Origin of the sequence: Streptococcus parasanguinis (genome assembly GCF_015556095.1) — a bacterium.
Classification (GTDB): domain Bacteria; phylum Bacillota; class Bacilli; order Lactobacillales; family Streptococcaceae; genus Streptococcus; species Streptococcus parasanguinis_Q.
In genome coordinates, this window is the sequence record NZ_JADNLT010000001.1 from 560559 (window position 1) to 573098 (window position 12540).

13 protein-coding genes are annotated in these 12540 nt (G+C 42.9%); 4 read left to right on the forward strand and 9 right to left on the reverse strand.

Features of this window, described 5'->3' with window-relative positions:
- Positions 1-24: 24 nt before the first annotated feature.
- From asnS to I2E70_RS02805, 3 genes are all read right to left on the reverse strand, one after another.
- Positions 25-1371 carry an asparagine--tRNA ligase gene (gene asnS, locus I2E70_RS02795; protein WP_003007581.1) on the reverse strand — a complete coding sequence of 449 codons (1347 nt, stop codon included), beginning with the start codon at positions 1369-1371 and terminating at the stop codon, positions 25-27.
- Between the two features lie 147 nt (positions 1372-1518).
- Entirely contained in the window at positions 1519-2697 is a 1179-nt protein-coding gene (locus tag I2E70_RS02800; protein WP_195423322.1) for a pyridoxal phosphate-dependent aminotransferase, read from the reverse strand.
- A gap of 16 nt (positions 2698-2713) precedes the next feature.
- On the reverse strand, positions 2714-3211 hold the full coding sequence (locus I2E70_RS02805; protein WP_195423324.1) for a DUF5590 domain-containing protein: 498 nt from the start codon (positions 3209-3211) through the stop codon (positions 2714-2716).
- A gap of 207 nt (positions 3212-3418) precedes the next feature.
- Between I2E70_RS02805 and I2E70_RS02810 the strand changes: the two genes are divergently transcribed.
- Positions 3419-3865 carry a MarR family winged helix-turn-helix transcriptional regulator gene (locus tag I2E70_RS02810; protein ID WP_003001765.1) on the forward strand — a complete coding sequence of 149 codons (447 nt, stop codon included), beginning with the start codon at positions 3419-3421 and terminating at the stop codon, positions 3863-3865.
- 118 nt (positions 3866-3983) lie between these two features.
- On the opposite strand, the gene yaaA is transcribed toward I2E70_RS02810, so the two are convergent.
- Positions 3984-4709 carry a peroxide stress protein YaaA gene (gene yaaA, locus I2E70_RS02815; RefSeq protein WP_195423326.1) on the reverse strand — a complete coding sequence of 242 codons (726 nt, stop codon included), beginning with the start codon at positions 4707-4709 and terminating at the stop codon, positions 3984-3986.
- Positions 4710-4808: 99 nt separating this feature from the next.
- Between yaaA and I2E70_RS02820 the strand changes: the two genes are divergently transcribed.
- The 3 genes from I2E70_RS02820 to I2E70_RS02830 all read left to right on the forward strand — a co-directional run bounded on the left by I2E70_RS02820 (position 4809) and on the right by I2E70_RS02830 (position 7266).
- Positions 4809-5276 carry a DUF1836 domain-containing protein gene (locus tag I2E70_RS02820; RefSeq protein WP_003011421.1) on the forward strand — a complete coding sequence of 156 codons (468 nt, stop codon included), beginning with the start codon at positions 4809-4811 and terminating at the stop codon, positions 5274-5276.
- Positions 5251-5898: a PAQR family membrane homeostasis protein TrhA gene (gene trhA, locus I2E70_RS02825; RefSeq protein ID WP_003014710.1), complete on the forward strand. Its 648-nt coding sequence runs from the start codon at positions 5251-5253 to the stop codon at positions 5896-5898. The genes I2E70_RS02820 and trhA overlap by 26 nt, the downstream gene beginning before the upstream one ends.
- Positions 5899-5961: 63 nt before the next feature.
- On the forward strand, positions 5962-7266 hold the full coding sequence (locus I2E70_RS02830; protein WP_195423329.1) for a PLP-dependent aminotransferase family protein: 1305 nt from the start codon (positions 5962-5964) through the stop codon (positions 7264-7266).
- Positions 7267-7284: 18 nt separating this feature from the next.
- Here the strand turns inward: I2E70_RS02830 and I2E70_RS02835 are convergent, their stop codons facing one another.
- The 5 genes from I2E70_RS02835 to I2E70_RS02855 all read right to left on the reverse strand — a co-directional run bounded on the left by I2E70_RS02835 (position 7285) and on the right by I2E70_RS02855 (position 12527).
- Complete coding sequence (locus tag I2E70_RS02835; RefSeq protein ID WP_024056003.1) at positions 7285-7533, reverse strand: hypothetical protein; 249 nt, start codon at positions 7531-7533, stop codon at positions 7285-7287.
- A gap of 92 nt (positions 7534-7625) precedes the next feature.
- Entirely contained in the window at positions 7626-9380 is a 1755-nt protein-coding gene (locus I2E70_RS02840) for an ABC transporter ATP-binding protein (protein ID WP_195423331.1), read from the reverse strand.
- Entirely contained in the window at positions 9367-11121 is a 1755-nt protein-coding gene (locus I2E70_RS02845; protein WP_024055986.1) for an ABC transporter ATP-binding protein, read from the reverse strand. Before I2E70_RS02845 ends, I2E70_RS02840 begins: the two co-directional genes overlap by 14 nt.
- 1 nt (position 11122) lies before the next feature.
- Positions 11123-11788, reverse strand: a complete 666-nt coding sequence (locus tag I2E70_RS02850) for an MmcQ/YjbR family DNA-binding protein (RefSeq protein WP_024055987.1) — start codon at positions 11786-11788, stop codon at positions 11123-11125.
- 103 nt (positions 11789-11891) lie between these two features.
- Positions 11892-12527 (reverse strand): copper homeostasis protein CutC, encoded by a 636-nt coding sequence (locus I2E70_RS02855; protein WP_024055988.1) that lies wholly within the window; start codon positions 12525-12527, stop codon positions 11892-11894.
- Between the last annotated feature and the right edge of the window lie 13 nt (positions 12528-12540).

The window sequence follows — 12540 nt, forward strand, 5'->3', positions numbered from 1 at the left end:
CGCCTAATGGCGTTTTTACGTCTATTAAGGTTTGATACGGTGCAACATACGTGGGAATGGAATGGCTTCACGAATGTGTTTTGTACCAGCCGCGAAGGTTACCATACGCTCGATACCGATACCAAAGCCACCGTGTGGGACTGTACCGTATTTACGAAGATCAAGGTAGAATTCATACTCTGTACGATCCATGCCAAGTTCATCCATTTTTGCAACAAGGGCATCGTAGTCTTCCTCACGCATAGAGCCACCGATGATTTCTCCATAGCCTTCTGGAGCAAGCAAGTCTGCACAAAGCACGCGCTCTGGATTTCCAGGAACTGGTTTCATGTAGAAGGCCTTGATAGCTGCTGGGTAGTTCATGACAAATGTTGGCACACCAAAGTGGTTTGAAATCCAAGTTTCATGTGGTGAGCCGAAGTCATCACCATGTTCCAAATGCTCGTAATCCGCATCTTCATCGTTTTCATGCTCTTGCAAGAGATCAATCGCTTCATCATAAGTGATCCGTTTGAATGGCTCTGCAATGTAGCGTTTCAAGAGCTCTGTATCACGCTCCAATGTTTCCAAGGCTTGAGGTGCACGGTCCAAAACACCTTGTAGAAGAGCTTTCACATAAGCTTCTTGCAAGTCAAGTGACTCATCGTGTGTCAAGTATGAGTACTCAGCATCCATCATCCAGAACTCAGTCAAGTGACGACGAGTTTTTGATTTTTCAGCACGGAATACTGGACCAAAGTCAAAGACGCGACCAAGGGCCATAGCACCAGCTTCAAGGTAAAGCTGACCTGATTGGCTCAAGTAAGCTGGTGTACCGAAGTAATCTGTTTCAAACAATTCAGTTGAATCTTCCGCCGCATTTCCTGAAAGAATTGGGCTATCAAACTTCATGAAGCCATTCTTATCAAAGAACTCATAAGTTGCATAGATAATGGCATTACGGATTTGCATAACGGCAACTTGTTTGCGTGAACGCAACCACAAGTGGCGGTTGTCCATCAAGAAGTCTGTCCCGTGTTCTTTAGGAGTGATTGGGTAATCTTGAGATTCACCGATCACTTCGATGTCTGTAATATCCAATTCGTAACCAAATTTAGAACGCTCGTCTTCTTTGACAATCCCAGTCACAAACACTGATGTTTCTTGGCTCAAGCGTTTGATGGTGTCAAATTTTTCAAGCCCCACTTCTTCGCCGAATTTTTCGATAAAGTTTGGTTTAAAAGCTACACCTTGGAAAAAGGCAGTCCCGTCACGCAATTGCAAGAAAGCAATTTTTCCTTTACCTGATTTGTTGGCCACCCAAGCACCGATGGTCACTTCTTGACCAACATAGTCTTTTACTTCGATGATAGTAATCCGTTTTGTCATCATTCATCTTCCTTTTCTCGTTAAACTTGTCCGAAGACATTATCTTCTTAATTGTATCATAAAAAGGCTTTCAGTGCTAGGCTCTACCTGTGAAAACCAGATTTTTTTAAAGAAAAAGATCCTCAGCTCATTACTAAGGATCTTGCGATTTTATTTTTCCATAAAGGCCTTGAGTCGGCGAACAGCCTCTTTCAGGGTGTCCAAATCTGTCGCATAAGACAAGCGAATATTTTCAGGGGCACCAAAGCCAGCTCCCGTTACTAAAGCAACCTCTGCTTCTTCTAAAATTGCAGTGGTAAATTCCGTCACATCCGTATAGCCCTTCATCTCCATGGCCTTCTTGACATTTGGGAAGAGATAGAAGGCTCCTTGTGGTTTGATGGCTTCAAACCCAGGTACTTCATTCAACAAAGGATAAATGGTATTCAAACGCTCCTCAAAAGCTTGACGCATGATCTCAATAGAAGATTGGTCTCCTGTGAGGGCTTCGATTGCGGCATATTGGGAAACGGTTGTTAAGTTGGAAGTTGTTTGGCTGATCACCTTGGCCATAGCTCCGATAATCTCAGGATCTCCCACTGCAAAACCAACCCGCCAACCAGTCATAGCATAGGTTTTAGAAACTCCATTAATCACGATCGTTTGCTTGCGAATTGCTTCTGATAAGCTAGAAATGGGCGTAAAGGTATTGCCATTGTAGACTAATCGCCCATAGATATCGTCTGCCAAAATCAAGATATCATGCTCGACAGCCCAGTTTCCGATTGCTTCGAGTTCTTCTTTACTGTAGATCATTCCTGTTGGATTGGATGGCGAATTCAGCAAGACAACCTTGGTCTTGTCTGTCCGTGCTGCTTCCAATTGCTCTACCGTTGCCTTGAAGTGATTTTCTTCTGTTGTTTGGAAAGTAACAGGTGTGCCTTCTACCATCTTCACCTGGTCTACATAAGAAACCCAGCAAGGGGTTGGAATGATGACTTCATCACCTGGATTGATGACAGAAGTAAAGAAGGCATAGATGATAAACTTAGCACCAGTACCGACCACAACCTCATTTCGATTCACTGCATAGCCATAAAACTCTTTCATGTAGTCGCTAATGGCATCCTTCAATTCTGGAAGTCCAGATGCTACCGTATAAAAGCTAGCGCGACCATCCTCGATCGATGCGACTGCTGCTTCTTGAATATTTTTTGGAGTCGCAAAGTCAGGTTGACCCAGGGTCAAACTTAAGATATCACGACCTTCTGCTGCCAAAGCTTTGGCACGCGCATTTGCAGCCAAGGTCACACTTTCTTCCATTTCCAATACACGATTTGATAATTTCATATTTCCTCCTCAAATCCTAAAAAACACCGGTGACTTTTCCAGTCTTAAAATCCACCACATAATAGGAGCTCCCGGCCTTGACTTCCCAGATCGGTTTGCCTTTAAAGCGTCCAAAAGTTACCCGATCAATCGCGTCCTGACTCTTCTCTTTGACGACAGAAGCTGCCTCTTTGGAGCTAACTCCTTCTTTCAAAGGGTAGGTATAGACTGCATCATCCGCCTGCGCCACCAAAACCGCTAGTCCTTGCCCCTCTTGGTCCTTTCCAATAAAGGAAAGATACGCTTCTTTGCCATGAAAGAAACTCTCCGTCTCAATGGTAGCAATCGAAGAGTGAGACAGAGCTATTTTTCTTGCTTGCGCCATTTGATCCTGCATGTGATCAGAAGTTTTTTCAGCAAGAAATAGCCAAGAAAAAAGGATCGTCAATACTAAGATACAGATTCCTATTATATGTTGCCATATTATAAAAAGATTATTTTTCTGTTTCACTCCCCCATTATACACCAAAGCCACCTAGAATTCTATAGATTTTCAAGAAAGAATTGTTACTAATATTTCATACCTATTACAATGTTTTAGTATAAAATTGTTTGATAAACAAACTAAAATTAACACCTTGTATATTTTATGTTCATAGTTCAATAAATTTGTCACAATTTTGTAACTAATTTGAAAATAAAATTAAACGACAGAAACACTATTTATTGATAAAATATAGATATGGAAAATTTAAAGAGATTATTCAAAGAAGCAAACGTAGATTTAAAAACCATGATCGTCTTCCACAAGGCAGAACGATTGATCCGTGCGTCTGAGGCTCATATCTTTAAAAAGCACCAGTTGACACCAACTCAATTCTCTGTTCTTGAGACCTTGTACAGCAAGGGCGATCTCCGCATTCAAGATCTGATTGATAGCATTCTTGCGACCTCTGGAAATATGACTGTGGTTATTCGCAATATGGTCCGCGATGGTTGGATTACACGCGAAACCGATCCAGAAGACCGCCGTGCTTATCTTGTATCTATTACAGATGCCGGTCGTAAAAAGATCGAAGAAGCTCTTCCAGATCATATCAAAAATATTCAACGCTTGATGCAAGTCTTTAATAGTGGCGAGCAAGCTGAGTTGACAGAACTCTTGAAGAAATTCAAACATATCGCCTAAGCCTACTGCTCAAGACGATTCTGACTCCAAAATCCTCTATTTTGGAGTTTTCATCGTGCATTCTCTTTATCTAACAGATCAAAAAAATATTCCTGACGCTTCTCAGGAATATTTTTATTTATTCTTTCACAAAGATCCATTCTTTCTCTTGCGATAAATCCTCACGATAAGAAAAACCTGCTACTTCTAGTGATTTCAGATCTTCTAGATGGGTGATTTCTTCCTTCATCATAGCTGTCACCATGGCCCCACGTGCTTTCTTTGAAATCGTTGAGTGAATCTTTAGTGTCCCACCACGATTCTCCATAAATTTGATCCGAATCATTCGCTCACGAATGGCTTTTGAAAAGACCTGTTCAAACTCAGAAGACAAAAGGGATAAGATCTGCTCCTCACCTTCTACTGCCTGATCATAGTCCTCTTTCCAGAATGCCTTTAGAGATTTTCCAGCTGGTTTTAGCTTCATCATAAAATCCAAGCGATGGGGCGCAATCCCTTCATAGGCAGGTAGCACACCGTATAAAGCAGTCGTGATCAACAAATGTTCCTGAAGATAAGCCTGCTCTTTTTCAGATAAGTCTTGACGCTCGATACTACGGTACATAAGGCCATCAAACAGTTCCAAAGCAGGATAGGTTTTAGCACTCCCATCTATCAGAGCCTCAATTCTTTCTTTTTCTACTAGGGCTCTTTCTTCTGAGATCCCGTAAAAGGTCGCTAATTCTTCTAGCGAGAATTGCTTCAAAGCTTGGAGAATGGTTTTTGTGTTCTCTGACAAGGGTTGGGGCTCGACGATACGAGCCTGTTCGTTCAGTTCTTTAGCGGATGGAATTAATAGTTTCATAGGTCTATTGTACCATATTTTTAAAATTTTCTTGACAGGAGTTTTTATTAATGTTATTATCTAGTTATGAAAACTAGATAAAAGAAAGGTGAAGATTTCGTGTCCACTTTTTCCTATCCAACGTGGGAGCAACTACCTGAACTAGACCTCTATCTTGATCAGGTCCTACTTTATGTCAATAAAACCTGTGCACCTGTTCTCTCTTCTTCAGACAAGGGCTTGACGGCTGCCATGATCAACAATTACGTAAAACATGGCTATGTCGAAAAACCAGATAAGAAGAAATACCAGCGTAGACAGGTGGCTCGCTTAATCGCTATTACAACCTTAAAAACGGTCTTTTCTATTCAGGAGATCGCTTCTACCTTAAATTTCTTGCAGGACCAGGCGAGTTCAGATCTTCTCTATAATAGCTTTGTCGCTTATCTCAATGAGCAAAAAGAGCCGATCGCTCCTATCATTCGCTCTGCCTGTCAGACCGTTCAACTTTATCTAGAAACCCTATCTTATATTCAACCAGTAAAAACGGAGGAAGAAACTGATGAATTACACCATGAAACTAAGTAAAAAATTATCCTTTGGAGAAGAGATCGCAAATAGCGTAACCCATGCTGTTGGCGCCCTCCTCATGTTGATCTTACTTCCGATCTCAGCAGTCTATAGCTTTGAACAACACGGTCTGCTCAGTGCTTTTGGGACTTCTATCTTTGTGATCAGTCTCTTTTTGATGTTTCTGTCTTCGACCGTCTACCATGCTATGTCTTACGATTCGCCTCAAAAGTATGTGCTTCGTATTATCGACCATTCCATGATCTACATTGCGATCGCAGGTAGTTACACACCGGTTGTCCTTACCTTGATGAACAACTGGATGGGCTACAGCATTATCTTGATCCAATGGGGGACCACCATCTTTGGTATTCTCTACAAGATCTTTGCCAAAAAAGTCAATGAAAAGTTCAGTCTCGCTCTTTACTTGATCATGGGCTGGTTGGTCATCTTTATTATTCCCCAAATCATTAGCCAAACCAATCCGATCTTCTGGGGTCTCATGCTCATGGGCGGTCTGTGCTACACGGTTGGAGCTGGCTTTTATGCCAAGAAAAAACCATACTTCCACATGATTTGGCACCTCTTCATCCTGGCAGCTTCTGCGCTTCAGTATTTAGCCATCGTTTACTTTATGTGATACGCTCACCACTCTTATGAGTGGTTTTTTTGTGATTTTTTCTGTACAATAGTAAAAAACTGTATGGGGACAGGCAGGATGAAGACAAGCAAATACCAACAAATCATTCATGTACTAAAAAAAGCTATTCAAGATGGAGAACTAGAAACTGGACAGAAAATTCCCTCCGTTCGCCAGCTAGCTAGTCAATTTTCTTGTAGTAAGGACACAGTGCAACGGGCCTTGCTGGACTTGACTTACCAGCACTTCCTCTATGCTAAGCCTCAAAGTGGCTACTATGTTTTGGAGCAAGAACCTGATCGACATGAGGATATTCCACTAAAATTAGAGAAAGACCGCAACCAGGCTTTCGAGGACTTCCGGACCTGTATCAATGAAACCTTGATTGGTCGGGAGAATTATCTCTTTAATAACTTTTCGGACCAAGCAGGCTTACTCGAAGTACGCCAATCGATTCAAGGCTTATTAAAGGAAGAAAGTATTTATACGACTTCAGATCAGATTGTTTTGACTGCTGGTACTCAGCAGGCACTTAATATCCTCAGCCAGATTGACTTTCCCAATAAAAAGTCTCAGATCTTGATCGAGCAACCGACTTATCATCGGATGAACCAACTCCTAGATTCGCAGCAACTTGCCTACCGTACCATTCAACGTAATTTAACGGGGATTGATCTCGAGGAACTTGAAGAGATTTTCAAAAGTGGCCATATCAAATTCTTCTACACGATCCCTCGTTTTCACTATCCGCTTGGTCATAGCTATTTGACCAAGCAGAAAGAAGCGATCTTGCAACTAGCTGACCAATATGATGTCTACCTTGTTGAGGACGACTATTTGGGAGATCTTGATGGCAGCAATGCTCCATCTTTTCATTATTTGGATCAAAAGGACCGGGTCATCTATATCAAGTCTTTTTCGACCAATCTCTTTTCTGCTCTTCGCATCACTTCCATGATCCTTCCCCAAGCCCTTCTTAAGCCGTTCTTGACCTATAAGACGATCCTGGACTATGATAGCAATCTGATCATGCAAAAGGCCTTGAGTCTCTACATTGATAACGGTATGTATCTGACCAATAAAAAGCGACTCCTAGCCAGAAAAAAAGAGGAAGAAGCCAGTCTAAAGACCTTAATGGCCCAGTCTCCTCTTCTCCCTCATCTGACCCTGACCCACGATGGGATCCTTCTAGAACTCGACCAAGTTCAATCTCTTGCTGCCTTAAAACACAGTGGACTCCCGCTTGATTTCTTTGAAGCAGCCTACATCACTTCTTGTCCTTATCAACTCGCCAAGATCAAATCGGCAGATGTGGGCAATGTTTTACCAAAGCTTACGCCTTTTTTTAAAAGAGAAACCCTCGTATAGACTATACGAGGGTCTTTCTTATTTCTTCAATTGCTCATAAACAAGTTTGGCATTTTGAAGGCCGATCCGATAATCGAGGCGAATCAGGCGAATCGCTTCCATCTCTGGTTCTTTGAGGTACTTCTCTCTTTGTTCCTTTGAAATACTACCTGGTTTTAGAAGATAGTAGGTAAATTGATTTCTGACTTTATTGAGCTCAACTTGAAGGGTGAAATAGAGTCCAAATAAGACAATGACAACTCCCATCATGATCAGATCGTTTGACATGGTTTATGCTCCCTTTTTCTGTTCTTTTCTTTATTTTACAGCTTTCAAGAAAGAAAAACAAGGTTAAATTTGCATTTAGACCTTGTTTATCCTTATTTCATCATACCAGCCTGGAGGTCATACATTTTCTTATACGTTCCTCCTAGAGCAATGAGTTGGTCGTGGTTGCCTGATTCGATGATTTTTCCTTTATCGAGAACATAGATGCAATCGGCATCTTGGATGGTAGAAAGGCGATGGGCAATGGCAATGGTTGTCCGCCCTTGGCGCATCTTCTTCAGAGAATTTTGGATCATCTCTTCCGTCTCTTGGTCGATATTGGCAGTGGCCTCATCCAAAATGAGGATCTTAGGCTGGGCAGCAATCGTTCGGGCAAAAGCCAGAAGCTGACGCTGACCGGTCGATAAGGTAGAACCCCGCTCTGTTACCGGATGATCATAGCCACCAGGTAGACTCTCAATAAAGTCTGCTACATCCACAAATGCAGCTGCTTGTCGGATTTCCTCATCTGTCAGTTCTTCATGATACATTCGGATATTAGAAGCAATGGTTCCATGATAGAGGAAGGGTTCCTGCAACACTAGACCAATGGACTTGCGCAAGGCTTCCTGGCTGTAGTCCTTGATATCCTGTCCATCAATCAAGATCTGGCCACGATCAAATTCATAAAAGCGCATGAAGAGATTGATAATAGAGGATTTACCAGAACCAGTATGGCCAACAAAAGCGATGGTTTGTCCGTTTTTGACCTCAAAGGAGATCTCTTTTAGGACATCCCGTTTGCCATCATAAGAAAAAGATACATGCTCAAAACGAATATCTCCCCGCTCAATTTCTTTCAGGCTACCAGCTTGCTTGGGATCATAGTCGTCTCGATCCATCATTTCAAAGACACGACCTGCAGAAATGGTTGAGGTCTGCAAGGTAGCAAAGTTCTGCGTAACATCAATCAAGGGTTGGAAAAGCTGGCTAACATACTGGATAAAGGCATAGATAAGACCGGCTGTAAAGCCAGAGTTACGCCAATTTAAGCCGAAAAAGGTTAGAATAACCGCATAAGCCAGGACCTGTAACAGGGTCATAGCTGGCCTCAAAAAGAGGGAATTGACATCTACAGATCGGTTGGCATAGTCCAAATGTTCCCCATTAATCTGTTCGAATTCATCCGTCAAGCGCTTTTCTTGACGAAAGGCCTGCACGATCCGCATTCCTTCAATGGATTCCGATAATTTCACATTGATATCTGATAATTTTTGTCGGGTCATCTTGACCAAGCGATTGGATAACTTGCGATAGAGACGGATGGAAAACCAAATGATGGGAAGAAAAGGCAGGATCCAAATGGTCAAATGCCAGTCCAAGCTAAACATGGTTACCAGGGTGACTAGAAAGAGTAAAAAGGATGAAACCAGGCTTGAAAAGACCGTAGAAAACATATCTGCGACTGCCTGGGTATCATTGGTCACTCGAGAAACAATCGAACCTGCTGCTGTCTGGTCATAAAAGGACATACCCAGCCTTTGAAGATTTTGGAAAATATCTAGACGAATGTCTCTTACGATAGAATTGGATACACGCGCAAAGGTTAACTGACTCAGATAAGTTGCCAGCACGCGCCCAATGAATAAGCCATAGTAGAGAATGAGAAACTGAAAAGCTGTCAGTACTGGAGAGCCGGCTTCCGTTGGATCGACTAGGTGGTCAATATACCAGCGTGCCGCTAGAGGGATCGCTGTCAATAAAAGGCTGGTCAAAAGGGTAAAGACTAAGGCCAAAGCCGTGAGCCATTTATAGCGCCACATATAAGCCAAGAGCCGCGTCATCACACGAGCTTCAGATGTTTTCATTGAGCTTTCCCTCCATTTCTTCTGATAATTGTTGGGCTTGGTAGGTTTCATAGTACCAACCTTTTTGAGCCATTAATTCCTCGTGATTTCCGCGCTCCTTGATTTGACCATTCTCCATTACCAGAATCAAATCCGCATGAACGATAGCGGATAAGCGATGGGCTGTGATCATGGTTGTTTTCCCCTTGCGTTCCTGCTTCATATTTTCGATGATCTGGTGCTCCGTATTCGCATCTACTGCAGAGAGGGAATCATCCAGAAGCAAGATCTCAGGATTCATGACCAAAGCGCGACTCATGGCAATCCGTTGCTTTTGCCCGCCAGAAAGAGAGACCCCTCTCTCTCCAAGCACAGTCTCCATCTGGTCTGGCATAGCCAAGACATCCTCATAGACCCCACAGGTTCTTAGCGCTTTTATCAACTCTTCTTCCTTGATCTGCGGATCCGAAAAAGCAACATTCTCGCGAATAGTCATAGCAAAGAGAATCTGATCTTGAGGAACATAGCCGATCAAACTACGCAGATCTTCCAAACGATAATCTTTGATGGAGATTCCATTTAGAAAGATATCTCCCTGATCCAAGTCATGCTCTCTGAGTAAGAGACGCAACAAGGTGGTCTTTCCAGATCCAGTTGGACCCACAATTCCAAGGGTTTGTCCTTTTTCTAAATGAAATGTAACCTTTTCAAGAACAGGCTCTTTCTCGTAGGCGAATTCTTTAATGTCATATTCCAAATCTCCATTTTGAATGTCTCTGACTGGATGGTTTGGATCTTGGATTTCAGGTGTTTCTGCTAAAAGTGTCTCAATTCGGTCATACGAGACGCTAGCCCTCTGACTAATATTAAATAAGAAGCCCATGGCTTGAAGGGGCCACACGAGCATATTGAGATAGGTGATAAAGGTTACGATTTGTCCAACTGTCAAGCTTCCTTCCTGCACAAAAAGGCCCCCGAAATATAGGGTCAAGACATAAGAGAGACCAACAAAAAGAAGAGTGGTCGGATCAAACAAGGCATTGTAACTGGCGGAAGTCATATTCTTTGAAAAGACCATTTGATTGGTCTTTTCAAAAGCCTGAATCTCATCTGACTGAAAACCAAAGGATTTGGTTACCTTGACTCCTGATACTGATTCCTGCACAAAGTTGTTGAGCGCCGAGAAGCCTTCTTGAGCTTCTTTGAAGGCTTGGTGATTTTTGCGTCCAATGGCTGAAGTCACTACTACCATAACTGGTAGGGGCAAAATAGCTAAGAGGGTTAAGCGCCAATCAATCATGAAAAACATGCTGACCAGGGTCACCAAGGCTGTGACAGAAGCATCCACTGCAGACATAACCCCACCACCGGCAAACATGGTTACCGCATTGATATCATTGGTAGCATGGGCCATGAGATCCCCTGTCCGATAACGCTGATAAAAAGACGGTGACATGAGCGTAAAGTGCTTGAACAAACGGTAACGCAAAATCCGAGCTAACTTATTAGCCGTCCCAAAAATATAGCGTCTCCAGACAAAACGAAGTCCATACATGGCAAGGGCTGCTAGGACTAGAAATCCAATATTCACGACCAACTGACTCAGTGTCAACCTTCTTTTATCGATCAAATCGATCACAAGTCCCATGATTCTTGGAGGAATGAGATTTAAAAAACTAACCAAGATCAAGGCCCCTATCCCGATGAAGTAACGCTTCTTCTCTAATTTAAAAAACCAAGATAATTTCCTCAACAGATGCATCTTATTTCCCCTTTTTGGTGAGCCGCCAGCTACTATCCACTAGAGCAAACAACTCCTCATCAGCAATTGTTCCATCGAGCGGGATACTCACCCAATATTTTTTATTCATATGAAAAGCTGGATAAATCCCCTTCTGCTGGATGAAATGGGCTACTTGATCAGACTTGACATTCAAAACTTCTATTTTCCCAGACTTGCTAGCATCCAGTTTTTTCCAATCAATGGTCATAAAGACACCATACCACTTGAGAGTGTCTCGGTGGCGAATGGCACCCGATTCCGGAGATCTCTCCCACAAATACTCAATCGTCCCCTGATAGTGCAGGGAGATATAGGCCATGAGACGCTTGGCTTGAGGATAGAGAAATTCTTCTACCTCAAAACAAGCTTGCCGGATTCTTGCGAGACATTCCTGACAGGCTTCCCTGACTTGGCCAACGAAATTTCCTTGTAGCTGTTCCTGATGGATCTGGATGTACTCGTCTCCTGTATCCTGATCATAGACCTGAAAAGAAATCTTCTGGTCGCAGACTCTGACTTTTAAGAGAAAAGTGTCCGATAAGACGGGACACTGGTACTCATAACCTGCTTCTCTCTTTTCAAATCCATAAGCCAATCCCTTTTCTGGCTGAAAGGTGTACCGGTCAAAATAATGCTCTAAAAACATTTTCTCTCCCTTATTCATTTTTGCACTAGAAGAGGCTGGAAACAACGTCCCCAACCTTGATAACAGATCCTCAAAACTACCTAAAGCAGCAATCGATTCTTCTTTAAAACACGATGCGCGTGCCATGCAGTTGACAAACGCCCAATTGCTCCAAAAAGAGCTGACGATTGTCAAGGGTCACACCTCCACCTGGCAGGATCTGAATCTTTCCCTTAGCCGCATCTAATAAACGATGATAGTGTACAAAACGTTGCTCTAGTGGGTCACCTGGACTTCCGGCTCGTGTTAAAATGCGGGCCACACCCTGATCAGAAAGCCACTCAATCGCTTCTAGCTGATCTGTATGAGCTAACTCATCAAAGGCCATATGAAAGACTACCTCTGCCTCTCCACAGGCTGCTAGTAAAAGCTGCATGACCCTCTGGTCCAACTTTCGATCGCTCGTCAACGCTCCCAGCACAAAACAAGTAACCCCTATTTCTTTCGCAGCACGAATATCCGTCAGCATAGTTTCGACTTCCAGATCAGTGTAGACAAAATCGCCACCACGGGGCCGGATAATGACACATAGATCCACGGACTTCGCTCTTGTCAGTTTGATTGCTTCATTGATCACACCTATACTCGGTGTGGTCCCTCCTACTGCCAAGTTGTCGCACAGTTCAATGCGACCTGCCCCAGCAGCAATCGCCTTGTCAATATAAGTTAAATTCTCTGCACAAAATTCAAAGACAAGCATGACAACTCCATTT